Origin of the sequence: Paenibacillus lemnae (assembly GCF_012933385.1) — a bacterium.
Lineage (GTDB): Bacteria > Bacillota > Bacilli > Paenibacillales > Paenibacillaceae > Paenibacillus_AQ > Paenibacillus_AQ lemnae.
Map to the genome: position 1 here is coordinate 211,050 of NZ_JABBPN010000001.1, position 25,322 is coordinate 236,371.

At 51.6% G+C, this 25,322-nt stretch carries 16 protein-coding genes; 9 read left to right on the forward strand and 7 right to left on the reverse strand.

Translation table 11 applies throughout. The features are described 5' to 3' along the window. Positions 1 to 34 precede the first annotated feature (34 nt). From HII30_RS00995 to HII30_RS01015, 5 genes are all read left to right on the forward strand, one after another. Positions 35 to 1,828 (forward strand): cache domain-containing sensor histidine kinase, encoded by a 1,794-nt coding sequence (locus HII30_RS00995; protein WP_169503058.1) that lies wholly within the window; start codon positions 35 to 37, stop codon positions 1,826 to 1,828. After that, on the forward strand, positions 1,825 to 3,402 hold the full coding sequence (locus HII30_RS01000) for a response regulator transcription factor (RefSeq protein WP_169503059.1): 1,578 nt from the start codon (positions 1,825 to 1,827) through the stop codon (positions 3,400 to 3,402). Before HII30_RS00995 ends, HII30_RS01000 begins: the two co-directional genes overlap by 4 nt. Next, a complete protein-coding gene (locus tag HII30_RS01005; protein WP_169503060.1) occupies positions 3,399 to 4,718 on the forward strand; it encodes an ABC transporter substrate-binding protein in 1,320 nt (439 codons plus the stop codon). The genes HII30_RS01000 and HII30_RS01005 overlap by 4 nt, the downstream gene beginning before the upstream one ends. Before the next feature lie 165 nt (positions 4,719 to 4,883). Beyond that, on the forward strand, positions 4,884 to 5,219 hold the full coding sequence (locus HII30_RS01010) for an ArsR/SmtB family transcription factor (protein ID WP_169503255.1): 336 nt from the start codon (positions 4,884 to 4,886) through the stop codon (positions 5,217 to 5,219). A gap of 25 nt (positions 5,220 to 5,244) precedes the next feature. Beyond that, a complete protein-coding gene (locus HII30_RS01015; protein ID WP_169503061.1) occupies positions 5,245 to 5,754 on the forward strand; it encodes an SRPBCC domain-containing protein in 510 nt (169 codons plus the stop codon). 83 nt (positions 5,755 to 5,837) lie between these two features. On the opposite strand, the gene HII30_RS01020 is transcribed toward HII30_RS01015, so the two are convergent. Beyond that, positions 5,838 to 6,740, reverse strand: coding sequence for a diacylglycerol/lipid kinase family protein (locus tag HII30_RS01020; RefSeq protein ID WP_169503062.1), 903 nt, complete (start codon positions 6,738 to 6,740; stop codon positions 5,838 to 5,840). A gap of 161 nt (positions 6,741 to 6,901) precedes the next feature. On the opposite strand from HII30_RS01020, the gene HII30_RS01025 reads away from it, so the two are divergent. After that, positions 6,902 to 7,642, forward strand: a complete 741-nt coding sequence (locus HII30_RS01025; protein ID WP_169503063.1) for a Bax inhibitor-1/YccA family protein — start codon at positions 6,902 to 6,904, stop codon at positions 7,640 to 7,642. Positions 7,643 to 7,733: 91 nt separating this feature from the next. On the opposite strand, the gene HII30_RS01030 is transcribed toward HII30_RS01025, so the two are convergent. Further along, on the reverse strand, positions 7,734 to 10,154 hold the full coding sequence (locus HII30_RS01030) for a putative bifunctional diguanylate cyclase/phosphodiesterase (RefSeq protein ID WP_169503064.1): 2,421 nt from the start codon (positions 10,152 to 10,154) through the stop codon (positions 7,734 to 7,736). 243 nt (positions 10,155 to 10,397) lie between these two features. Then, positions 10,398 to 10,748 (reverse strand): hypothetical protein, encoded by a 351-nt coding sequence (locus HII30_RS01035; RefSeq protein WP_169503065.1) that lies wholly within the window; start codon positions 10,746 to 10,748, stop codon positions 10,398 to 10,400. 188 nt (positions 10,749 to 10,936) lie between these two features. Here HII30_RS01035 and HII30_RS01040 point away from each other — a divergent pair, with 188 nt between their 5' ends. Next, positions 10,937 to 12,244 carry a S8 family peptidase gene (locus HII30_RS01040; protein WP_169503066.1) on the forward strand — a complete coding sequence of 436 codons (1,308 nt, stop codon included), beginning with the start codon at positions 10,937 to 10,939 and terminating at the stop codon, positions 12,242 to 12,244. A gap of 43 nt (positions 12,245 to 12,287) precedes the next feature. Here HII30_RS01040 and HII30_RS01045 read toward each other — a convergent pair whose 3' ends face one another. Continuing rightward, positions 12,288 to 13,088, reverse strand: a complete 801-nt coding sequence (locus HII30_RS01045; RefSeq protein WP_211184354.1) for an AAC(3) family N-acetyltransferase — start codon at positions 13,086 to 13,088, stop codon at positions 12,288 to 12,290. A gap of 171 nt (positions 13,089 to 13,259) precedes the next feature. Then, complete coding sequence (locus tag HII30_RS01050) at positions 13,260 to 14,177, reverse strand: aldo/keto reductase (RefSeq protein WP_169503257.1); 918 nt, start codon at positions 14,175 to 14,177, stop codon at positions 13,260 to 13,262. Positions 14,178 to 14,381: 204 nt separating this feature from the next. On the opposite strand from HII30_RS01050, the gene HII30_RS01055 reads away from it, so the two are divergent. Beyond that, positions 14,382 to 15,437, forward strand: a complete 1,056-nt coding sequence (locus HII30_RS01055) for an LLM class flavin-dependent oxidoreductase (RefSeq protein WP_169503067.1) — start codon at positions 14,382 to 14,384, stop codon at positions 15,435 to 15,437. A 960-nt stretch (positions 15,438 to 16,397) separates the two neighbouring features. Here the strand turns inward: HII30_RS01055 and HII30_RS01060 are convergent. Then, positions 16,398 to 18,818, reverse strand: coding sequence for an S-layer homology domain-containing protein (locus tag HII30_RS01060; protein WP_169503068.1), 2,421 nt, complete (start codon positions 18,816 to 18,818; stop codon positions 16,398 to 16,400). 191 nt (positions 18,819 to 19,009) lie between these two features. After that, the gene (locus tag HII30_RS01065; protein WP_169503069.1) at positions 19,010 to 22,255 is read right to left on the reverse strand and encodes a PQQ-binding-like beta-propeller repeat protein; all 3,246 of its coding nucleotides are present in this window, start codon (positions 22,253 to 22,255) and stop codon (positions 19,010 to 19,012) included. 273 nt (positions 22,256 to 22,528) lie between these two features. Between HII30_RS01065 and HII30_RS01070 the strand changes: the two genes are divergently transcribed. Continuing rightward, the gene (locus HII30_RS01070) at positions 22,529 to 25,243 is read left to right on the forward strand and encodes a DEAD/DEAH box helicase family protein (protein ID WP_169503070.1); all 2,715 of its coding nucleotides are present in this window, start codon (positions 22,529 to 22,531) and stop codon (positions 25,241 to 25,243) included. Positions 25,244 to 25,322 lie beyond the last annotated feature (79 nt).

The window sequence follows — 25,322 nt, forward strand, 5'->3', positions numbered from 1 at the left end:
ACCGTGACCGGAACACGGATGCAGGAGGAAAGCTATGTGGCTAAAGAAAAGTCTGCTGACAAAATTACTGCTTGGCATGCTTGTATGCGCGATGATCCCGCTGAGTGTATCGATTATCATCTCTTACCGGACGACGACAAGTTCCGTGCAGAGCCAGATTGCGGATATCAATCGGCAGGCGATGGACAGCAGCACCTATTATCTGCAGCGCTATCTGGATAATCTGGATCAGATCACGCTGTCTTTTTATTTTGACCCCGTGATGATGGGTTATTTAAGATCTCCTTCGCCGCCGGACTATGCGGAAAGGCTGTATATATCCAACCAGGTCTATACCATCTCCAAGGAGCGTCCGGAGTTTCGGGCGGTACGCTTTTCGAGTGCGCATACGGGGGAAGTGTACACCAACTCGGCGTTCCTGCGTTTGGGAGAGGGGTACACCTCCGGAACCGGGTCCACGCCGGAGAATGACCCGGAAGGGTGGGGGGAGACTTACGGCTACGAAGTCGTATCCATGAACGGGGAACGGCTGCTTGCATTTCACAAGCCCATTATTGATTATCCAAGGACCACGCTGTTAGGTGTGCTGACGATGTATATCGGATCCGATGAACTGGAGCAGCTGGTGCGGTCCGGGGCGGCATCAGAGGGAGAGCAGGTTTTTCTGATGATTCGTAAAGACCGGCAGCTGCTGTATTCCTCCGATGGCTCAGTGACATCTGAACAAGAAGCGCAAGCCGCTGCGGCTGCCGGAAGCGGAGCACGCGGTGCTCTCAGGGCGGAGTGGAAGGGTCAGCCGGGTGTTATGGTGCATGTAAGCAATGATTATAAAGGCATGCCGCTGACTTTGGTCAAGTTCATTCCTTCCGCAGTGATGAATGAAGCGGCTGACCGGAGTCTTCGGCAGTCCCTCGTCATTCCGTTGATTATGACAGCTCTGGTGCTGATCTGTTCATTTTTGCTGTCGTATATGTTCATGTCTCCGATTAAGAGGCTTGTCCGAAGTATTGCCCAGGTTCAATCGGGAAACTTTGATATGCAGCCTATTCCTGCACGGCAGGATGAGCTTGGTGTGCTGGAGCACCGTTTTCAGGCCATGATCCGGGGTCTGGATGATTTGATGAACCGGGAGTACCGCCACCGTCTGGAACTGACGACGGCCCGGCTGAAAATGCTGCAGGCCCAGATCAATCCCCATTTTTTATATAATTCGCTGCAGTCTATTGGAACGCTGGCTTTGCGGCAGGGCGCCCATGATGTGAACGACAAGATTGCCGAACTGGGCTTCATCTTGCGTTACAGCATGGATATAAGCACGGAAACTGTACCTTTGAAAAAAGAGATTGAGCATATTGAGCATTACATGTCCCTGCAGCTGGGGAGATTTAAAAATCGTCTGTCATATACAATGTCCTGTGCGCCGGATGCCCTCCATATTCCTGTTCCCAAAATGATTCTTCAGCCGCTCGTCGAAAACAGCATCATTCACGGGATCGAGCGGGGCCATGGTTCGGGAAGCATTCATATCAGCATTGAGCTTCATCAGGAGCTGATCATCCGGGTCATGGACAATGGAAAGGGAATGACCAGGGAAACCATCGAGAGCATTCGCAGGGAATATGGCGGAAGGCACCGGACTGCAGGCAAGGAAACCGGCATCGGGCTGATCAATGTGCTGGAACGGCTGCGCCTGCGGTACGAAGGGGGATTTGGTTGGGACATCCGCAGCACCCCTTATGAAGAGACGGTGATTCAGCTCTGCATTCCGCAGGAGTACCTCTGGGAAGAAGCGTTGTCCTCAGGGAAAAGGGAGGAGGAATCAGCATGAAGGTATTGATTGTAGATGATGAGGAACATGTTCGGGAAGCGATCGAGCTGTCCATAGACTGGCAACAGTACGGCATTACGCAGCGGTTGATGGCTGGTGACGGCATGGAAGCGATGAAGCTGATGCGTGAGCACCGTCCTGCAGTGATTTTTTGTGATATGAGTATGCCCCGGATGGATGGAACCGAACTGCTTCAAAGGCTTCGGGAGGAGAACGGGGATGTGCAGGTGATTGTCATCAGCGGCCATGATGATTTTCGTTATACCCAGGCAGCGATACGTGCGTGGGGTGTCGACTATTTGCTGAAGCCATTCCGCAAGAGCGATCTGGAGCGTGCACTGGCCAAGGCGGTTTCCGTCTGGGAGGAGAAGCAGTCCAGCCGCTCGGGCCGCCGGGAAACTGCCTATCGAATGAAGCAGGTGGATGCCCTGCTGGAGGAGCAGCGGCTGGCCGCTTATTTGAAAGGCGAGATTCCGTATCATGAAGGAATTCGCAGTCTTCTGAACAGCCTTGGCCGCCTGGAAGAGGGTGTTCGGATAACGCTGATTCTGCCGCGCAACCGGACCGAGATCGTGAACCGGCGTTTCGACGGGGACGCCGAGCTGTTTGTATTCGCAGTGCATAACATCGCACAAGAAGTGCTGACTTCCTGCGGAGCCTATTCCTTCTGCCGGCTGGACTCCCATCAATGGGTGCTGCTGATGTCAGAAGGTACCCGGAGCCTGCCGGCGTCAGGGTCGCATATAACCATCCGGGCATTATCCGATGCCTGGAGGAGAACACTCGGCTTGACCGTATTTACAGGGTCTGCGGAGGAAGAAGCGTTGGTGGAGCATCTGCCCAGGGCATTGAGCGAAGCCAGAATCTCTCTGCTGAACTCCCCGGTTCTGGATTCTGGTGCAGTCCCGGCTGAGAGGAGTCCCGTTCTTCGTTTGTCTGATCAACAGGTTCTGCTGGAAGCGGCATTGCATAGCGGGAACAAAGCCTATGCAGCTGAGCTGATCGGATCGTTTGTAAGGTCTATCCGTGAACGGGGAAGTCTGACGCTGAAGGAGCTGCAGGCGTACACCATGGAAGGGAATCTGCTGCTTGATCATGCCAGCCGTCTGCATCATGGGGGTCAGAGCAGGGCGGATTTGCAGCTGCCGCTGTGGATCTGCGACCTGGAAGAGTGGGAGCGCTTGCAGCTGCAGCAGTGGTGGCGCCTCATGGAAGAGTCGGGCAGTGAAAGCACGGGTACCCGGAGTGTGGAATCCATGCGGGATTATATGAATCAGCACTATCAGGAAGACATCTCTTTATCGAGCCTTTCCGAACGTTTTCATTTCAGTCCGCAGTACATCTCGAAGAAATTTAAAGAGATGTACAATACAACGGTGGTTACCTATCTGACAGAGCTCCGGATGGAGAAGGCGATGTCTCTGCTGATGCATACCGGCATGCCGGTAAGTGAGATATCCGAACGGCTGGGATTTGCCGATGAGAACTATTTTGGCAAAGTATTCAAGAAGCATACCGGCTGTTCGCCTGTACAGTACCGGAAGCAGGGGCAGCAGAAGGGGGCAGTGACATGAGCAAAACCTGGCGGGCCTTCCTTCTGGCCGCTCTGCTTGTGCTGGCAGCCGGGAGTTATCTCGTGATGGGATCAGGAGATCGGGAAGATGACTACCAGTCTACAGCTGCCCCGGTTGAACCGGAGAGCAAGACGACCATCCGTCTGCTTCAATTCAAGGTGGAAATTACGGAGCAGGTTCTGGCCATGGCGGAGGATTACATGCGTGAGCACCCTGATGTGATCATTGATGCCCAGGTATTAAAGGATTACGATACAACGCTGATCACCCGATTTGCGGCAGGAGAGGCACCGGATATTTTCTCCATCAAATCGTTTACCGATATGCAGGACTGGTCTCCGCGGCTGGCAGATCTCTCCGGTGAACCCTGGATGTCTAAGGTGGCGCCCGCTGCCGTGCAGGGGATGACGGTGGACGGGAAGAAGCTGGGGTTCCCGATCTCTTTTGAAGGATATGGATTTATTTATAACAAGGATCTATTCGCCAAGGCTGGCATTGAGCAGGTACCCAGGACACTCAGCGAACTCAAGCAGGCCAATCAGAAATTGAAAGGGGCCGGAATTTCCTCGTACACCGAAGGCTACAAGGAGTGGTGGATCCTGGGCCAGCATCTGTTAAATCTGCCATTTGCCTACGAGAGGGATCCGATTTCAACCATTCAGCGCCTGAACCAGGGCGAGACGACGGTGGACGGTCTTGCGTACATGAACGGATTTTTTGATGTGCTCGATATGACGGCAGATTTCGGTAAAGGAAGGGACTCCACGCTGATTAGTTATGACGATCAGGTATCTGATTTTGCCACAGGCAAGTCCGCCATGATGCAGCAGGGGGTATGGACGATTGAGACCATCACCAAGATCAATCCGCAGATTCGAATGGGGATGTTCGCCATTCCGCTCAGTGAGAACCCGTTGGAAACGAAGCTTCCTGTAGGTGTGCCGGGCTATTATGTGCTGAACAAAAACTCGCCTCATCTGGAGGAGAGCAAGCAGTTCCTGAATTGGCTGCATGAGAACGGACAGAAATACCTGGTCGATTCGTTCAAGAGCATTCCCGCTTTTACGGATCTGAAGACGGAAAACCTCGGGCCGCTGGCCGCGGATCTTGATGGGTATGTGAAGCGAGGCGAGATCATTCCATGGGCGCATGCGCTGTGGCCATCAGGCGCTAACCCCGAGCTCGCCAAGCCGCTACAGGCCTATGTGGGCGGCGGAATAGACCGCAAACAGACGCTTCACCGGCTGCAGCAGGTTTGGGAAACCCAGGTGAGCCGCTCCTTGTCAGCTCCTGCCCGAGAGGAAGGGCCGCCATGAAGATCAGTACACTCTGTCACCGGAGGTATCGGTGGAAGCAGAGTGTTCTTTGCTTATAATATTCCTTTACAGGAATATTCCTGTTATGGTATATTCGGTGTGAGAAAAGGAAATTTGCGGAAAGTGGTGATGTGACGTGTTGTGTTGCATACAGGCTGTAAGACGATGATGGACACGGCAGCACTAAGCGCACTTTCGGAGCCTAAACGCCAGCAGATCGTGGAGCTTTTGGCAGAGGGGCCTTTAACGGTGGGCGAGATTGCGGAGACCCTGTGCCTTAGGCAGCCTCAGACATCCAAGCATCTGCGGGTTCTGCTGGAAGCTGGCATCGTGAACGTTCGGGCAGAGGCCAACCGCCGCAGCTATTCTCTTCGGCCAGAACCGTTCCAGGCCATGGATCATTGGCTGAATGCCTTTCGGAACCTATGGATGGAGCGGCTTGACAACCTAGATCATTACCTTCAGCAGCTGCAAAGCAAGGATAAGAAGCAGGATCGATAACGGATGTTCAAGGAGGATATTCATGATGTCAAATCAAACTATGGTCAAAGTGGAAGGCAATGAACTTATTCTGGAGCGTGTATTTCAGGCACCGAGAGAGCTCGTGTTCAAAATGTTTTCAGAGGCGGAGCATCTGAAGCACTGGTGGGGTCCGCGAGGCTGGGAGCTGACAAAGTGTGATGTGGATTTCCGTCCGGGAGGCGTATGGCATTACTGCATGAAATGTATGGATCCGAATCAGGGTGATTTTTACGGTTTCGAATCCTGGGGCAAAGGGGTGTATCAGGAGATCCATGAACCGCAGGAGTTCGTATACATTGATTATTTCTCGGACGCACAGGGCAATGAATCGAAAGAAATGCCGGCTACCCTCTGTACAATGACATTTATCGAAGAAGACGGAGCGACACGTCTCATTAACCGCTCCAAATACGATGAGCCGGAACAGCTTCAAAAGCTGCTCGAAATGGGCATGGAACAGGGAACACGGGAGACCTGGGATCGTCTGGACGAATACCTGCAGACCCAGGTATAGACAGAATGCTTCCACATATAACAAAGGACTCAACCCCGTCGCCAGGCAGGGTTGAGTCCTTTTTTTGTGCTTTGCGGCTGACCTTATTCGGAGGATATTTCTTCCTCCGGGACGATCACTTCCACTAGCCGGGACATAATGTTCATCTCAATCGGCAGAGGGGGACCTTCTTCACCATCCACATTCGTTTTTACAGGTTCTGGGGAGGTTACGGTCACCTTCTTGGCTGTGAAATAGATCACGTCCTTATGATTTTTCAAGCTGCCGAACAGCAGGGAAATACTGGCTGTTACGGTATTGAACAGACCCAGATCCTTGACGATAAAGCAGTGCAGCAGGCCGTCATCCACGGAGGCTTCGGGCGCGAGCTTCTCAAATCCGCCGACCGAATTGGTCAGCGCAGCGAGAAACAGCGGGGATTCGCCTTCCCATACCTGATCATCATACGCGATTGTCATAGGAATCGAGTGGTTGCCTACAAGCTCTTTCAGGCCTTCTTTTATGTAAGCGAACGAACCGAACCGGGATTTGTCCTCCGAGGTGACAGCAGACAGGGATTCGGCAAGGGAGCCGGCGGCTACGACATTGACGAACAGCTGATCATTGAGCCTGCCCAGATCCACTTTTCTGACGTTTGTGGACGCCAGGGTCTGAATGGCCTCTTCTGGATCTAAAGGAATATGGAGCGCACGTGCGAAGTCATTGACGGTTCCAAGCGGCACAATACCGAGCTTAGGCCGATGATCTCGATCGATAATTCCATTGATGGTCTCATGAAGGGTGCCGTCCCCGCCGATCGATACGACCAGGTCAAAGCAATCGTCACATGCGGCAATGCAGAAGTGGGTCGCATCCAGTTCCTTGGCGGTTTCTTTTATGATGACATCAAAGCCTTGATCCAGCAATAAGGCTTCCACCGTTTGGACATGTTTCAAAGCTTCCTCTTTCCCGGATGAAGGATTTATAATAATCATGGCCTGCTTCATAAACACACATTCCTCTCTATTGCGGGTGATATGTATTCATTACCCGGATTCCGGGTGTTTGATGAGATCTTTTTTTTGCTGGCTAAATAAATATGGATGCAGGAAGGGCCCGTCAGTGATATGATGGATGCAAAACCATTAATAAGAAGAGGTGGCATCATTTGATAGGTAGAAGCGGGAATCCAACCTTAAATGAGAGTACGTTCGAGCGGGATCATTCCTATACCGGGGAAAAACGCATGACGATTGACGGCACGGTACACAGGACCTTGATTACGCTTGTTCTGCTGCTGGCAGGAGCCTTCAGCTCCTGGAAAATGTATTTTGAAGGACAGAATGTATTTCCCTATGCAATTGGCGGGTTAGTCGTTGGACTGATTCTAGCTCTTATTATTTCTTTCGTGCCTAAAACTGCGCCTTATCTGGTGCCATTCTACGCAGTCGCGGAAGGGCTGTTCCTGGGTGCTCTTTCAGCCAATTATGAGTACGCCTACGATGGAATCACCCTGCAGGCAGCGCTGCTGACCATGGGTGTTTTCGTGGCTCTGCTCCTGGTATACAGACTGCGGATCGTCAAGGTGACCGAAAACTTCAAGCTGGGTGTTATTGCTGCAACTGGGGGAATCGCCCTGGTGTACCTGCTGAGCTTTGTGCTTGGGTTCTTCGGGATTACCGTTCCCTTTCTGCACGAAAGCAGCCCGATTGGTATCGGGATCTCGATCGTCATTGTCATTGTGGCTGCGCTGAATCTGGTTCTGGATTTCGACTTCATCGAAAACGGAGCACAGCAGGGTGCGCCTAAGTATATGGAATGGTATGGTGCGTTCGGTCTCGTGGTGACGTTAGTATGGCTGTACATCGAGATGCTGCGTCTGCTTTCCAAAATCTTCAGCCGTGACTAGATGACTAACGTATGGGTCAAAGAATAAAGGCATGATCGTGCCGGGATGATCTCCCGGACAGTATCATGTCTTTTTTTCATTGGAACGATGATTACATAGCAACAGGCGGCGGTGGCGTAAACTGGTGGATCATATCATTAGCCGGCATCGGCTTGCTGTAGAAGTAACCTTGGGCATTGAAGCACTGCAGTTCCTTCAGCAGCCCCACCTGATCTTCGGTTTCGACGCCTTCGGCCACGATGGTGAGGTTGAGCTGTCTCGCCATGGAAATGATCATTTCGGCAATGGCTCTGCTGTCAGCATCGGTGGTCAGCTTTTTGATGAAGGAACGGTCGATCTTCAGGCACTGGATAGGAAGGCTGTGCAGGTAGCTGAGCGAACTGTAGCCTGTTCCGAAATCATCCATCGAGACGGAGATGCCTGCCCTTTTTAAATCGTTCAGGATCTGAATGACATGCTCTTCGTTATACATCATGGCACTTTCCGTAATTTCCAGCTCCAGCAGGCGGGTGTCGAAGTCGAGTTCCTTGATGGTGCTGGTAATAGATTGGAAGATCGTCGGCTTCATCAGATGAATCTGCGAGATGTTGACAGCAACCGGAACGACACTGTAGCCGTCGGCTTCCCACTGCTTGATCTGTTCCAGCGCGGTCCGCAGTACCCATTGTTCCAGAGGAACAATAAAGCCTGATTTCTCGGCTAAGGGGATGAATCGGTCTGGAGGAACCATCCCCAGCTCAGGATGATTCCAGCGCAGCAGGGCTTCTACCCCGGTCATCTCGCCTGTGCGAATATCCATTTTGGGCTGGTAGTACAGCTGCATCTGATTTTTCTGAATGGAATCTTCCAGGTCATTCTCCAGCGTGATCTGTTCCATGCTGGTCTGGTCGCGTTTGGCATCATAGAACTGATACTGCGCGCTGCCGTTCTGTTTGGCATCATACATCGCGGCATCTGCACGTTTGATGAGGAGATCCGCATCGCTGCCATCCTCCGGATAGCGGGCAATGCCTACCGATGCGGACAGCTTGACCGTATGATGACCGACAGGAAACGGCTGTGTAAATTCGTCAACAAGCCTGGACCCCAATTGTTCGATGTCCTCCCGCTCATTCAGTTCCGGAATCAATATGGTGAACTCGTCCCCACCCATGCGGGCAATCGTTCCGTGAGGCGGCAGACAGCTTTTCAGCTTGGCAGCAGCTGTCTTGATCACTTCATCTCCAAAAGCATGGCCAAACAGGTCATTCACCCGCTTGAAACGATCCAGATCGATAAAAAAGACGGTGAATGCACCAGCTGGCTCATCATCCTCAGGCTGAGTGCATGCACTCAGGAAATTTTGGAAGGAACGCCGGTTGGACAAGCCGGTAAGCTCGTCTTCATAGGCGAGATGCCAGATGGTCTCCTGATCTTTTTTACTCCGGGTGATGTCCTTGATAATGCTATAGGCTCCCTGTAAGGAACCTTCGATCACTATGGGAAGTGAGGTCAGGGATAAGGTCAACAGCGCACCGTCTGCTGCAGGGGCCTGAAGTTCAAGCTCTGCCGATTTACCCTGAAGAACCTGCTTGTAATGCGCAGCGGCGGCTTCGCGGGATTCACCCTGAACCACATCGCTAAAAGCAAATCCGACCAGCGGCCTGCCGAGCGTCTTGGCCAGATGTTCCGCTTGACGATTCTGCATGGTAATGATCCCTTTATCATCAAATGCAAGCACACAGTCCGGATTATACTCGAACAGGGACATATAATGCTGCTCTGTCTCCATAATGCGCTGGTTTTGAACATTTTGACGGGTATCATGATAGGTGTCCGGAATCATCAGCAGGCCTATGGATACAAGCATGGTCAGAATATGAGGAAGCAAAAACGCATAGCTGATCACCGTTGTGCCCTCCACAGGCAGAACAGAGAAGGCGGTCAGCATCGGGAATCCCATAAGCGCTGCAGCAACGAGCAGAATGCCAGGTATGGTTGTTTTTGAATACAGATTCAGTTCCCGGTTGCGGTTGGATAATGCCAGCAATCGGACAAGCGCCGGACATAAGAATAATACGATAATAATCGTCAGCAAAAGCAGTCCGGGCCTGAATACGATGGCGCCCCGAAACAGAAACAGGGTGTTTAAATAATCAAAAATCAGGATCGTAGCGCCAATGGCAAAGCCGGTTCTTATGTAATGTGCGGTTTTGTTCCGCGGGAGCCTGGCATACCAGATGCCAAAGTATGTAGCAGCATAACAGCCAGCGAATGTAAACAGGATATGTATGACGTAATAATGCGGTGCAACAGGTACATTCAAAGCAAGCGGCACAAACATGTGAGACAAACTGAAGGCTATGGCACCGATCCATACCGTAATGTGGTAAAAGGTTTGATATTGGCTTCGCCGGGCGGACGTCTGGGAGGGCACCGAGCCGAGTGTGATGACGGCCGTTCCCACCAGGCTTGCCACAAATGCGATCGCGAGCTGCAGCCAGTTCATCTGAAGCGGTTCCAAGTATGTCATGGGAATACCTTCTTTGTATTAATGTATTGGGTTTGGGCTTAACGAACCAGATAATAGGTCTTTCATACTATGGGACTTTACTCATAATTAAACAAGCAAGCATGACTTTAATCAAATACTTTTTTTAGCACGATTTCTGAGAAGGAGTATTCTTGAACCGTTAGCTGTAAATGGCATGAAAAATCAGCCCGGGTGGATGGCATATGCCCGGGCTGAGGTGCTGGATTCCACAATAGTCAGGAATTAAAAACGAGCGACATAAACTTCCCGGTCAGCAGGCACGTTGCGGGTAACCTGGAGTTCACCGTCTGCATTGCGAATTCTCAAAACATACGAAACGGTAGTCAATGTGCTGATCGTGTCGAAGCGAGCGACACCAAAGTCATCGAAGTTCGCTGTAATGGTCGTGGTGCCGCGTGTCAATGTGGCTGTCCATCCGGTTGTTGTGCGCGGTACATCGTTATTGTTCGTGGCAATTACCACAAACCGGTCCAGTGTCTGCCGGATACGTCTTCTGCGTCTGACCGCTGCGGACCTTACAGGCTTTTTCAGCAGGCCTCCGTTTCTTGTGGCTGACGTCTTGCGAATGGTCATAATCAATCACCCTTTCTAAAAAGATACTATAGTAGATGCTGAACCGGTTCGGCCCGAGACGATCAAACGTCCTGAAGGATAATAGATTAGGAGAATGGCCAATAGAATCAGAGACTAAACTGGTGTAAACCGATCCTATTGACTCCGCATAAAATGGATAGGAAAAACATGAAAGAAGGGCTCCCGTCATGAATGGAAGGAAAGGGTCTTCCCGGGATATGAATAAATTAAGCCGGTCCTTAAGGACAGTGCTTTCCAGGAACAAAGAGTTTAACAGCAGCAAGCCGCCGGCTTACCGGATCATCATTCAGATGAAACAGGGCTTGTCGCAGGCCAGTCTGCGGGAACTGCAGCAGGCTGCCGCGCCGGAAACAATCCGAAGGGTTCGGCATCTGCCCCTGATCCGGGCCATATCCGCCCAGGCAGCGGAGTCCTGTCTGCTCCGGCTTTGTGCATGTGACAGCGTGAAGCGGATTTACCCGGACCGGCTTCACCGGAGTTCTCTGTACATTGCAGCACCGGCTATCGGAAGCGATACTGTGCGGAAGAAGCAGGGATATACCGGCAAAGGCATCCATATTGCGGTGCTGGATACGGGTGTGTACAATCATCCCGATTTGACGAAGCCGGTAAACCGCATTGTGGGATTTAAAGATTTCGTGAACGGCCGCAAGCTGCCGTATGACGATAACGGACATGGTACCCATGTGGCTGGCGATGCAGCAGGCAATGGGTGGGTCAGCAAGGGAAAGTATAAAGGGGCCGCTCCGGAAGCCGGCATTGTGGGGGTTAAGGTGCTGGATCGTGAAGGCAAGGGCTATGATTCAACGATCATCCAGGGGATTCAGTGGTGCATGGCCAATCGCAATAAGTTGAAGCTGCGTGTTCTGAATCTATCGCTGGGAAGTCCAGCCCTGGGTCCCTGGAGTGAGGACCCCATGTGTCAGGCTGTGGAGAAGGCGGTACAGGCGGGGCTGGTCGTAACGGCGGCTGCGGGAAACAGTGGACCGGGAAGAGGCAGTGTGGAATCGCCGGGAATCAGTCCATCCGTGATTACGGTTGGCGCGGTGGATGACCGCCGGACGGTGACCCAGGCAGATGATGTGATTACGGTATTCTCTGGACGAGGACCCGCCAAGGGCGGAGGGGTTAAGCCGGACCTGCTGGCTCCCGGCGAAACCATCATCTCCCTGCGCTCACCGGGTTCGCTGCTGGATCGGGAACTTCCATACCAGCGTGTGGGCAGAAGCTATTTCACTTTATCCGGCACCAGCATGGCCTCACCGCTGGTGGCTGGGGCAGCGGCACTGCTGCTGCAGAAACAGCCAGGGCTGTCTCCGCAGCAGGTGAAGGAGAAATTGAAACGACATGCTTATTCCCTTGGACTGGATGCCAACACAGGTGGAAGCGGTGAGGTCAATGTAAGGTTTCTCATTCCAGGTGCGAGGATTCGGCACAGGCCCAGACGGACAGCCAGGCACGCTCACCGCAGCTGATGTCGATACCACAAACTGCAGAGTTGAGGTAGGTGCAGTCCAGCTACTTGCGGTTGGCTTCCATCCATGATACTGCCCAGTCGACCAGGTCCCGCTGTTCCAGCAGTCTAGCCACTGCGTTTCCGATCCGGTGCACTTGTACGTTCCTTAGCTGGTCATAGGCAGCGCCCAGATCACGGAAATCGGCGTCGTCGACAGCCAGGGTCTCATAGGTAACCCACTGGCGCTGTCCATCCACCAGCATGGCGCTGCTCTCCTGCATGGAGGATTTACCGGGATAATGGGCCCGAGTTTCCACCAGATGGAGGGATGTGCACTTATCGTAGCCGACGCCCAGAAGCAGAATATGTCCGTTCAGCTGATACAGTTTATCCAAGGGAGAGTCCTGGCCGAAAATGTTGCTGAGATCATGGTTCGCAGTCAGGTATTCGGCATGCCGTCCAACGGCCGCGAAGGAGCGTGCAGGATGGTCCGAGCGGAAAGCGCCTGGCCAGCGGCGCAGCATTTCGGCTGTGACGCCCATTCCGATGGCGGGAGTCACATGCTTATCGTATGCGGGCCAGTGCTGTCGGATGGTCGGCCACCATTCCTGAGGCTCTTCCCAATGCACGCCAGCAGCCGGATCGAGGTTCTTCCAGGTCTGCGATGGCACCATCAGCGTGCCTTCCGGACCTACGATCTTCAGCATGGCGCGGATCAAGGTTTCAGCACCTCCAACCACAAACCCGAGCTTGCTCAGTGAAATGTGGACAATCACCGTCTGTCCTTCCTTTAGTCCGGCCTGAGTGAGATCAAACATCAGATCTTCCTGTGTCCAAATGTTTCGCTCTTCATTCATATTCATAGCTATCCCTCCCGGATAAAAATAAAACAACCCCGCTGCGCGCAGCGGGGTTGTCACTAGCCGATACTAGAAATCAGGGCCCTTAGGTTGATGAATTGGCTATATCGTATCAGATGCAGGGAATGCCTGCAATCTCTTTTTAGACGTTTGTATCCGACAGGGAAGGGCGTATTATGGCAGTACGTTGCCGGCTGCTCTGTAAATTTCATACCATTCCGGGCGGGAAAGAGTAACATCAGCTGCCCTACAGCAATCTTTCAACCGCTCAAGGTTCATGGTACCAACTACAGGCTGCATGCCCGCCGGATGGCGCAGGAGCCAGGCGATCGCGATCGTCGTGCTGCTGACATTGTATTTTTCCGCAATCTCGTCGATCTTGGCATTGAGCTCCGGAAATTTATCACTGCCCAGGAACACACCTTCGAAGAAACCATACTGGAACGGTGACCAAGGCTGAATCGTGATATCGTTTAACCGGCAAAAATCCAGAATACTGCCGTCACGGTTTACGGCAGCCTCATTCTCCATATTCACATTCATGCCGCTGTCCATCATCGTGGTGTTGGTGATGCTCAGCTGAAGCTGGTTGGCGACCAGCGGCTGCTTGACGAATTTTTGCAGCAGCTGAATCTGCATCGGATTCTGGTTGGATACCCCGAAGTGGCGGACTTTGCCGGACTGCTCCAGTATATCAAAAGCCTCGGCAACCTCTTCCGGCTCAACCAGCGTATCCGGCCGGTGAAGCAGCAGAACATCAAGGTATTCGGTTCTTAGCCGCTTCAGGATCTGGTCGACGGAATCCAGAATATGATTTTTCGAGAAATCAAACATTCCCGGGCGGATACCACATTTGGACTGAAGAATGATCTTTTCCCGAATGTCATCATTCATATGTATAGCATCCGCGAAGATTTCCTCACATTTCCCGCCGCCGTAAATATCTGCATGATCAAAGAAATTCGCGCCTTGCTCCAGTGCTGTCTGTACAAATGTTTCCGCTTCCACAGGTTCCAGCGAATTAATACGCATACAGCCGACCGCTACCACAGGGACTTCCAGATTGCTGCTTCCAAGCTTCATTGTTCTCATACTCATATGATAAGTGCCTCCTTCAAGTCTGTGTTTCTATATCCATTGTGACATAGGTGTACAGGCTATTTCAATGGACGGTGTTTGTTTAAACGTGAGGCCGTTGGAAAAGGCTTGAAATCATCCTGGAAAAAGTTCAAACTAGTAACATATACACAGAAACTTACCTCAGGTAAGCAAGTGAAACGGCAGGAGGAATATACGATGGAAATTGGAATTAGCACGTTTGTAGAGACACTGCCTGATGTGCATACAGGCGAGACGATCAGCCATGCCCAGCGTCTGCGGGAGGTTGTGGAAGAGATAGTGCTGGCTGACCAGGTCGGACTGGATGTATACGGCGTAGGAGAGCATCACCGCAAGGATTATGCGGCTTCTTCTCCTGCTGTCGTTTTGGCTGCAGCGGCTGCGCAGACCGAGCGCATCCGTCTGACCAGTGCCGTTACGGTGCTGTCCTCTGCAGATCCGGTTCGAGTCTTTCAGGACTTCGCCACACTGGACGGCATTTCGAATGGACGTGCCGAGATTATGGCAGGGCGGGGGTCCTTCATTGAATCCTTCCCGCTGTTCGGAAATGATCTGAACGATTATAATGAGCTGTTTGATGAGAAACTGGATCTGCTCCTCAAGCTGAGAGAATCAGAGAAGATCACATGGGAAGGCAAACACCGTCCTTCCATCCAGGATCGCGGCGTATACCCGCGTCCGGTTCAGAATCCGCTTCCGGTATGGATTGGGAGCGGAGGCAATCAGGAGTCCGTGGTTCGCGCGGGGCTGCTCGGACTGCCGCTGGTGCTGGCGATTATCGGCGGACGTCCGGCACAGTTCGCACCGCTGGTAGAGTTGTATAAACGGGCAGCGGCGCATGCCGGCCATGATGCTTCAAAGCTTACCGTCGCATCGCACTCCCACGGTTTTGTAGGAGCGGATGAGCATGAAGCGGTAGAGAAGTTCTTCCCGCCGACCCAGGCTGGCATGAACATCATCGGACAGGAACGCGGATGGGGCCATTACAGCCGTGCCACTTATGACGCTGCCCGGAGCCCGGAAGGTGCACTCTATGTCGGCAGTCCGGATACCGTAGCGAAGAAGATCATTGATTTGCGCCAAAAGGTGGGCATTACCCGCTTTATGCTTCACGTCCCGCTGGGCACCATGCCTCATGAGGATGTGATGCGTGCTATTGAGCTGCTGGGAATGGAGGTAGCCCCCCGGGTTCGCGAGGAAGTCGCAGCATGGGAGGCGGCGGGAGGCAAGTAAGCCATGTGAAGCATGGCAGGGAGGGCAGCCCAAAGGAGACCCTGCCTGCTGTGTGTCATGTGCGTGCCTTTGCTCACTGCTCAACCTGAAGTAACTGCCTGGCGGCTGGTGTAGGATGTACGGACATGGATACACGGGATATGGGATGATCACGGCATACGAAATGACCTCGGAAGCTGTGGCTCAACGGAATACTGTGGCTCTGCGGGGAACTGTGGCTATATGGAACACTGTGGCTCTAAGTAATACTGTAGTTCTACGAGAAACTAGCTCTACGCAAAACAATGGCTCTAGAGGTAACTGTGGCTCTGCGGGAACTGTAGCAATACGGAACGCTGTGGCTCTACAAGAAACTAGCTCTACGCAAAACAGTGGCTCTAGAGGTAACTAACTATGTCTCCGTGGGTAACTGTGTTTTTACAGGTAACAAAAGCGGCTGTCTCCTGAGTAACTTTCCCTTACTTAAAGAGACAGCCAGCCCAAGGGATGAAGAATTCGAATTGTAATGAGATATTCAGATTTTTAGAAATTTAGATAAGGTTGTTTTGCAATCTTATTTCTATAAAAAATGAACCTGTTGCCAAAATAAGCCTGATTTTCAGGCTTATTTTTGTATTTCACACCTATTTCCTGCCTGAAGTGAGATTTTCAGCTAGTTTAAGATTGATTTTCAATCTTAAACTGCCACTTAGCGGGAAAATGAGATAAATAAGATTGGAAATCAAGCTTATTTATCTCGCCTCTTCACGAACGCCAGTCCATGTGGAAGTGAGACTGCACGAACGGTGGCAGAAACGATTACCACCCACAGCATTTTATAGTCAGCACAAGGGTCGCCCCGGAATCCACAGGATTGAAAAAACCTTGATACCGAGGAAGTGCTATCGTGAACTGAACGGTCAGTTCACGTGAAAGCAGCCCCGATACTCCATGGGTATAGCGCCCTGAAAGGAGTGGACCTTAACGGCGGCTGGAGACAATAGCTTCCACCGGAACAGACTGTATAGGGTTTCCTACGTAGTCTGTCAGGCCAGACAAGATGATGTGAAGCTTCCCGCCTTGCCCATACATAGCCAATTTTTCTTTTCCTTCAGAGGTTAGTTCAATGTCAATGCTAATTCTTTTCGTAGTCAAAGGATTCGTGATATTAAAATCGATACCCTGAATTAATGATACTGGAAGGTCCTCACCATTGGGATTAAACTGTATGTCTGCATTCGCGCTTCCGTCGGGTAAATAGAGGAGCTCTTCGCTGTTCACCGTGATGATACCTAAATAATATTCATAAGTTGCCCTAGTTGCCGTCGGCCCTGTCAGGTCAAACTGGATAGGCAGCTCAATACTTCCGATTTCCTTGCCATACTGGAAAATCCTAAATCGAAGCTCAGCATCATAGTTTCCATGCCCGACTACTGCTGCAGGAGTAATAGTCACACCATTTGAGACTTTTGTAACCTCCATCGATCCATCTTTAGACTCGATTTCAACGTGACCAACTACCCGGTAATCTACTTTGACTTCAAACTCTTCTAAATTCGGATTATATTCCACGTATGCTGCTTTATTCGCCTGCTTTAACTGAATAAGATTCTTGATGTTACGTACGTGGTAGGAATCTTCTGCAGCGTGGATAGCGGTGATCGTTACTTCATCCGGGTTTCCGTTCAACACAAAGGGTGTTGCATTCTTGGCCAGCGAGTATGTTATTGGCTCGAAAATATTCGTGGCGTTATACAGATTATAATATGTACTCTGAAGTTCTGTCTTAGGCGATTGCTCATTCTCCAGCACGTCTTTGGCATCTGCTATACTGTGTCCCAGTGTCTCTGTAATATCCGGCGGATATGGTACTGTGAGCTCTTCGATCTGAGCCAGCAGTTCCTCTGCATCTTCCAGTAAACCTGCTAGAGCTGAACGCAGCTGCTCTTCATCAGGCTGCTGGAAAAGCACAGTCCCATATTCAACAAATTCGGGAGATTCTCGGCCTTCAAGGGTCCGAATTCGTTGATCATGCTGCGGAGAATTTTTATAGGAAACGTTTAAATCAAAAAGGGGCAATGAATATTCGAGCCTGATCCTCACGGAGCTGCCATTAATAGTTATCTGTTCAATAGGAAGATTAAGATTATTGTAGGCTTGAATTGAGATCAAATCCTTTGTTGGAACATAAAGAGGATCAAGCTCGTTATCATACTCATACTCATACTCCAGCGCAAGCGTCTTGTGATCCACCAGAATCAGCTTAGGAAGATGCATGGCATTTGCAGCAGATTCTACTTTAATGGTGCTTGACGGAGCAGAAACATTGCCTGCTGCATCCACGGCGTAAACTTTATAATCACCAGGCAGCAATCGGTTGGTGGGAAGCTCGGTTTCGGTATTGGCTGCCGAAATGGTCGCTTTGGCTGCTTCCTTAAGATTCCCTGCGATTTCTTCCAACGATGTACGTGCAGGCTGATTCAGCGATGAAGGCACGAGATAGACCGTACCGGCTTCAGAGCTTTTGACCTTGACCGATGTTCCGATGCCCGTTATAGGCTGAGAGACTAGAGTAAGGGTAGGGGATGTCGTGTCTGGCTGCGGCTGTTCCGGATCGGTCGGCGGGTTCGGGTTCGGCGGGTTCGGTGCCGGTGGATTCGGGTTGCTTGGCTGGCTTGGCGTGCTCGGTGCAGGTGTGGATCCGCTTCCCGGTGTGGACGGCTGTGTCGGTTCGGGTTTTGGCTCTTCCTTTACCGGGGGAGTGTTTTGATTGTTCTCCAGCTCCTGCTTGGTTTCCAGGAAACGGCTGGCAACCAGAGCAACCGATTGACGGTCTGCACTGCCCAGCGGGTTAAACGTTCCGTTCGGGTTACCGGTAACCAAACCAAGTTCAACGGCGGCACCCACAGCGTCTTTGGCATAACCCGAGATCTGGCTAGCATCGGTAAAGCTCAGTTGGCTGCCCATACCTGCGGAATCAACCCCCAGAGAACGGACGAACAAGACGGCCATATCCTGACGTGACAGATTCTGTCCGAGCCCAAACCGACCGGAACCTTGTCCCTGAATCAAGCCGGCTTGTACGGCTGCTTCGACATAGCTGAAGGAATAATGCTCGGCCGGAACATCGTTGAACGTGGGTCGGGATGGGGTGGAAGAGGTGTCCAGCTCCAGAGCTCTGGCCAAAATGATGGCAAAATCCTGTCTGGAGATTTTACTGGTTGGATCAAACTTCCCGTTTCCTTTTCCGTTGATGATGCCTTTCTCAACCAGCTCAAGAATGGCGTCCTTGGCATAAGAGCCTTCGATGTCCGTAAGATTTACGTCGGCATAGGCAGGAAACGTGCAGGCACTGAGCAGTGCTGCTGTCGTCATGACTTTCACGAATAATCTGGGTCTCAATGGAGATCCTCATTGAAATGATGGATTGGATGAATTTTCCTATATCATATAATTCAAAGCTGTTTACAGGCAATAAGTTTTTTCGACAAAATGAAAATAGGATCAAAACCAAGAAAATAAGATCAAAAACACGAAAAAAAGAGAACGGCTAAAGCGCCGTTCCCTGTATGACCAGGCATCTCAATTACTCTTTACAGCTGAGCTGCCAGAGAAATCAGAATATCTGCATGTTCCTTTTGAATTTGGTTTCCGCTAAACGCCTTTACCTGGTTTGTGAATGCATTCAGCATATTTTCTTTCAGATGCATTTTGCCCTGCTGCTCTGCAGCCTGAGCATCTTCCAGCTTTTTATTCAAGATTCTTGCCTTTACACTGTCTCCTTCCAGGAACTGGTCCACAAGGCCTGACACACCGGAGTAGGAAACATGAATGGTAACCGTGGCTGTCACTTCGGACACGTTGCCTGCAAGATCTTCAGCCGTGACCGTCACATCCTGTGCAGCCAGCGTATAAGCAGGACCTTCCAGCAGCGGAGCTTCACATGGATTTGAAGAGAGACCTGACAATTGATCAGAAGCCTCACAGCCAATAGAGACGAACTCGTTCACTTCATATTCCGTCTTGCCGGTGATCTTCAGCTCAGGTCCGGTTTTATCAATCTTAACCTCCAGTGTTTGAGGTGTTTCCTGAACACCGGTTGCTCCTTCTGCACCGTAAGTGACGGTGGTCACGCCCTCTTGAGTAATGTTCAGCTCGGCAGAGGTGCCGGACACCGCCGTGCTTTCCAGCGTTTGGGCACCTTCAGCGGAATACATGATCGTTGCAGCGTCTGCCGCTTCAATCGATACGTTGACATCGCTGTTGTTCCACCCTTCACTGTTCGGCTGAGGATTAACCGTCGCTCTCGATACCGGAGCAGCTTCTTCTTTAATATTGACGAAGAAATCATCATAATAAGCGGTTGCCATGTTGTAGCGGCTGGTTACGGCGATCAGCCGGGCATGTGTCGCATTCTCAGGCGCAGTTCCCGTAAGCTTCACCGTCTGCCATTGACCCAGTCTGGTTTCATCCAGATGCTTCTCCCAGGTCGTGATGGTGGCATTGTTTTCGTCATAGAATCGGAACATAAATCCAGGCTGACCGGATTCAATGTATACCTGCACACCGGCTTCCGTCTCCAAGCCGCCTTGGACCGGTATCTTGTCACTTTGCAGGGCTACAGAACCTGTGCGGATCCGATCTACGGTTTTCAAGCTCTGGCTGCCCTTGTAAACTTTCTCGCTGCTGATGCTGTAGAAGGTGTCGGCACCCGCTGCGAAGAGAGGGCTCCATCCCGGAATCGAAGTGCCGGATCCTTCCTCAAAACCGCTGTTTGGGACCGGCTGCGGTGTGCCGGGTTCCTCCGGAATGTACTCGCCATCAATTTGGATGCGGTACAGAATCGTGTTCGTGGCGGAGTCTGTAAAATACAGATGTCCGTCCATACCCAGGTCGAATCTCGACGTATCAGCCAGTGTACGGAAATCCAGCGTTTCCGGATCGATGACCGTTAGCTTATTGTTGAACAGTACATAAAGCAGTCCATCTTCAGACCAGCGCATCGGGTGATGATGCCAGTACGTGTAATACAGTTTTGGATAGATTTTTTTGCTTTTTACAACTTCATACGTATCCGGGTCAATCGCGAAAATGTACTCATATGAAGCGCCCCAGATCAAACCGTCAGGTCCCAGGGAGAGGTCCCCGATAAAGATCGGCTTCTCAGTCATGCCTGGCAGGTTCAACGAGAACTCCGTAACTTTCTCTTCATTCTCTACATCCCAGACAAAAATTTTGGCTTCTTCTTCAACTGGCTCGGAACCCAGTCCGCCGCGAATGGTGGTAGAGCCGAACAGTTTTCCGTCTGTATAGGCAGTGCTCAATACACTTTGATTCTCTACAATATTGCGGTGCACTTTCGTCTCGCCGGTAGAAGGATCATAGACGGTAACCGATCCGCCAAGTGCGCCATACCCGGAGATAGTCGAGATGAACAGCTTGCCTTCTCCTTCGGACATATGAACCAGACGTTCCTGCTGGTTACCAAGAACGGACAGCTTCTTCGGATTTCCGTCACCCGGCTGTTTGGTCAGGTCATACTCGAACAGGGCACCTTCAGGGTAAACACCCATGTACACCTTATCGCCGATCGCATACACGCTGTCCGCCTGGCCAATGCTGAACGGCTGTGCCGTCATGGTGTTCAGATCCACAAGGGACGAACGCGCCTGCGATCCAGTCGTGATCAGCTGGGTCTCGGATACACTCTGCACGCGGTTTACAACACCCGGGAGTCCAGGAATGACCGGCGGCTTTACATGTACCTGTTTGGTTTCGATATTCAGCATAGCTACTCCGCCGTCATAGCGGACAGTTACCAGTGTTTTGCCCGGAAACTCCGGATCATCCAGCTCAATCCAGTCTGCGCCGCGGAATCCGCTGCCGTAGGTCATACCCGTTTCCTCGACAGCATAAGTCGTCAGATCAAATGTCTTCAGCTTCTGGTCAGACATATAGTAGAGCTTACCGTCCACGGAATCCGTCGCATGCAGACCTGTGACGTTCTGCAGCTCGACATCCAGCCAGGCTTCAGTCTGGGTGTCATAGATATATCCTTCGCCCGGAATACCGCTGCCGTCTGTGTAACGGGCAAACAGGTAGCGGTCATCAATCGTACTGAGATCGTATACCGTATCCTCCTGCACCGTCAGCGATCCTGCGATATTGGTTTTTTCACCCGTTTCAAGATTGACCCGGACTATCTGCTTGTGGGCGGTTCCTGCGTAAACATTGCCGCCCTGGTATGCGATCGACCGGACGTATTCTTTGTCCTGTACACCGATCACACGCCCATAATCCCGGGTTTCCTGAGTAGCCGGATCATATTGAAATACTTTGCCGTCCGGGTAGGTACCGACATAGACCCGGCCCTGCTCATCGGTTGTAATACTGTTAGGTACGGACTGCCCCTCAAACTGGGTAACCTGTACCGGTGTTTTGGTTTCCGGAGAGTATGCCCACAGGCGTGCCCCTCCGCCGTCAGCGGCCAGGAACAGTGTGCCGTCAGGAGCTACGGTATGCGCCCAGGAGCTCTCGGAAGGCCCGATCGGAATACTCCGCAGGAGCTTGTAATCTTCCAGGTCAATGACATTCAAATGTCCGGGCTTGCCTTTACTTGTAGCGTACATCACATACGTGCCATCTTCTTTACCTACAGCTCCGTTAAATACAGCAACGGTATAATTATTAGGTACAAGCAGTTCTTCTGGAGTGCCAAAAACTTTTTGATCCAATCGGCTGCCGTCGGCGGCAGCGGAAACGCTTCCAAAAGCAGATGCAATCATCATTAAAGTCAGGATGGTAATCAGGACTTTATGGCGGCGTGAACCTGGTTTCATAAGGTACCTCCTGGTCTGTTTTCGATTTTTGACCTATTCTTAATAGGGAAGTGACATAACACAGCGCTTTTCTGCAAGTCCTCCTTTCTATAAGTTCCTGAAATGGGTAAATAGAACAAGACGTCATACGTTAGAGCTCAATCTTTCTTCTGGTATCTTTCTGGTTACTATATTAAGAAGTTTAGGCAGCTATGTCAAAGGACTTTTGGCTTAATTTGGATTATTGGTATCCACATGGTTCATATAATAGATCGTATGGAGGTGACAAGGGTTATGAAACACTTCCCTGAAGGGATAACATTCCGCTATTCCTGGCGGTCCTATCAACAGCGGATCCTGGATCAACTGGATGATCATTTATCCAACCGTCATCTGCATCTTGTGGCACCTCCAGGCTCTGGCAAAACCGTGCTCGGGCTTGAGGTCATGCTCAGATTAAATCGTCCTGCGTTCATCATTGCGCCAACGCTTACGATCAAGAACCAGTGGGCTGACCGGTTCCGGGAGCTTTTTCTTCAAACCGGACAGCTGCCGGAGTGGGTGTCCACGGACATCAAAAATCCTGCTTTTGTGACGGTAACCACATATCAGGCACTTCACAGTCTATACAAAACAGCGGAACAGCCGGAGACAGATACGGAACTGGAGCTTACGCGGGAGACTGAAGAAGAAGATTCAGGCAATATGCTGGATGAAGAGGCAGTAAACGGGACAAGGGAAGCCCGCCGGATTCAGGAGAGCATTCGTTCGATGTCCTTTCAGACCCTGATCCTGGATGAAGCGCATCATCTGCGCTCTTCCTGGTGGAAGAGCGCCATGGCGTTCCGGGCTGAACTGCAGAATCCTGCTATTGTTGCGCTGACGGCTACGCCGCCATACGATGTGCACCAGGGAGAGTGGCAGCGTTATATGGAGCTGTGCGGGCCAATCGATGCCGAGATCAGCGTACCGGAGCTGGTGCGGGAGTCCGAGCTGTGTCCTCATCAGGATTATATCTGTCTGTCACTGCCGAATCAGGAAGAATTCGAGCCGCTGCGGGTATTTCGTCAACAGACAGGGACGCTGCGGCAGGAGCTGCTCCAGGATGAACAGCTAAAAAAAGCCATTGAAGAGCATCCGTGGATTGGCAGGACGGAGACCCACACAGAAGACATACTCACAAACCCTTCTTATTACTCCAGCATGGTCATTTATTTGAAGGCAGCGGCCTACCCGGCCTGGGAGCAGGCGGCCGCTGTCCTGGGCGTGAGCGGATCGGAAGTGCCCGAACTGACAGACGAGTGGCTGGAAGAGCTGCTGACCGGGCTGCTGTACCGTGATGAGGAAGCAGATCAACGTCACCATGCGTATTTTGACGCCCTTCGCCGAAGGTTAAGAGGAATAGGAGCGGCAGAGAAGAAAAAGGTGTATCTGCGATCCACACCGCAGTTTGATAAAATGCTGATTCAAAGTGCATCCAAACTGCGCAGCATTCGGGACATCGTATCTTTTGAGCACAGTAACCTGAAAGAAGAATTAAGGATGGTCATTCTCACGGACTACATCCGCAAAGAATCGTTTCCAGACGCCACAGGAAAGACTAAGCCGCTCACCCGGCTGGGTGTTGTGCCGATCTTTGAGACGCTCAGACAAGGTTTGCCGGAAGAGATGCCCCTGGCGATCCTGACCGGTTCGCTGGCAGTTTTTCCAAGGGACTGTGGAGCATTGATGGAGGAGGCCGCAGCAAGAAGAGGACTCTCTCTGGAGTACAAGCCGCTGCCTTTTGATGATCGCTATGTCAGTCTGGATATCCGCGATTCCAACCGGTCTGGACTGGTAGCGGTCATGACAGAGGTCTTTGCCCAAGGGGGGTTCCGGGTTATGGTGGGGACCGCTGCGCTGCTGGGCGAAGGGTGGGATGCTCCATGCATTAATTCTCTAATCATGGCTTCCTATGTGGGATCGTTTATGCTGTCCAATCAGATGAGAGGCCGGGCTATCCGTACACAAAAAGAAAATCAGGACAAAACCGCCGCAATCTGGCATCTGGCTTGTGTCGATACGGTTCTGCCGGAAGGAGGACGGGATCTGGAGATGCTGAGCCGGCGATTCCGCGCACTGGTTGGTCTGGCTGTGGACCGTAACACGATTGAAACCGGGATGCGCCGGATGAATATTCTGCAGGACCGCTATGAGCACCGGGATATTGAGTCTCTGAATCAGGAAACCTTTCTCCGGGCGTGTGAACGCCACAGGCTGAGCCAGCGCTGGATCGATGCCATCGCTCTGCATGACCATATGACAGAAGAACTGGCGTCAGATGGTGAACGGGTGCCAAGACCGCTGTATATGCAGCATACGATCCGGGGCTTGATCTATGCAGGGATTGTGGCCTTAATATTAACCGCTATAGAGATGTTTGTAAGTCCAGGAATGATCTATGGTGATATGCCCATTTTGATGAAGCTGGCTGTTTCTCTGATTGTGGGCCTGATTGCTGGAGCAGGACCTCTGTACAAGGGTATTCGGCTCTATATGAAGCATCAATCGCTGGAGTCGAGTATGGCAGAAGCGGGGCAGGTGGTGTATGAAACGCTGTATGGCATGAAGCTGCTTACACCCAAGCCCCACAAGCACCGTCTGCAGGCTTCTATGGAGGCGGGGATGGTCGTGTGCCGGATGGAGGGAGGAAGTACTCAGGAACAGCTCCTCTTTCTGGACTCCCTGCAGCAGCTGGTGGCTCCTATCAACAATCCGCGCTATCTGATTTACCGGGAATCACGTGCCGGCCTGCTCACAAGAAGGGATTATTATGCTGTGCCTGAAGCCATCGACCGCCGCAAGGAGGATGCCGAACGCTTTTATGCGCTTTGGATCCAGCGAATCGGTCCTGCAGAACTGATCTATACGCGGACCACCGAGGGCCGGAAGATGCTTCTTACCGCAAGACTGAAGGCTATGTCGGCTTCTTTTGTACCGAAATCAGAGCGGATCAGCGCGTGGAGGTAATTCGCCAGTTTGTACGTCATGCAGCATCGTGCTATCTTAGAGGATGGAAGGCAGGCCGCAAAGGGTCTGCCCAGCATCC

Excerpts from the sequence above, each read along its gene's own strand:
- HII30_RS00995 (WP_169503058.1), top strand. The coding sequence starts at position 35 with ATGTGGCTAAAGAAAAGTCTGCTGACAAAATTACTGCTTGGCATGCTT.
- HII30_RS01000 (WP_169503059.1), top strand. The coding sequence starts at position 1,825 with ATGAAGGTATTGATTGTAGATGATGAGGAACATGTTCGGGAAGCGATC.
- HII30_RS01005 (WP_169503060.1), top strand. The coding sequence starts at position 3,399 with ATGAGCAAAACCTGGCGGGCCTTCCTTCTGGCCGCTCTGCTTGTGCTG.
- HII30_RS01010 (WP_169503255.1), top strand. The coding sequence starts at position 4,884 with ATGATGGACACGGCAGCACTAAGCGCACTTTCGGAGCCTAAACGCCAG.
- HII30_RS01015 (WP_169503061.1), top strand. The coding sequence starts at position 5,245 with ATGTCAAATCAAACTATGGTCAAAGTGGAAGGCAATGAACTTATTCTG.
- HII30_RS01020 (WP_169503062.1), bottom strand. The coding sequence starts at position 6,740 with ATGAAGCAGGCCATGATTATTATAAATCCTTCATCCGGGAAAGAGGAA.
- HII30_RS01030 (WP_169503064.1), bottom strand. The coding sequence starts at position 10,154 with ATGACATACTTGGAACCGCTTCAGATGAACTGGCTGCAGCTCGCGATC.
- HII30_RS01035 (WP_169503065.1), bottom strand. The coding sequence starts at position 10,748 with ATGACCATTCGCAAGACGTCAGCCACAAGAAACGGAGGCCTGCTGAAA.
- HII30_RS01040 (WP_169503066.1), top strand. The coding sequence starts at position 10,937 with ATGAATGGAAGGAAAGGGTCTTCCCGGGATATGAATAAATTAAGCCGG.
- HII30_RS01045 (WP_211184354.1), bottom strand. The coding sequence starts at position 13,088 with ATGAATATGAATGAAGAGCGAAACATTTGGACACAGGAAGATCTGATG.
- HII30_RS01050 (WP_169503257.1), bottom strand. The coding sequence starts at position 14,177 with ATGAGAACAATGAAGCTTGGAAGCAGCAATCTGGAAGTCCCTGTGGTA.
- HII30_RS01055 (WP_169503067.1), top strand. The coding sequence starts at position 14,382 with ATGGAAATTGGAATTAGCACGTTTGTAGAGACACTGCCTGATGTGCAT.
- HII30_RS01065 (WP_169503069.1), bottom strand. The coding sequence starts at position 22,255 with ATGAAACCAGGTTCACGCCGCCATAAAGTCCTGATTACCATCCTGACT.
- HII30_RS01070 (WP_169503070.1), top strand. The coding sequence starts at position 22,529 with ATGAAACACTTCCCTGAAGGGATAACATTCCGCTATTCCTGGCGGTCC.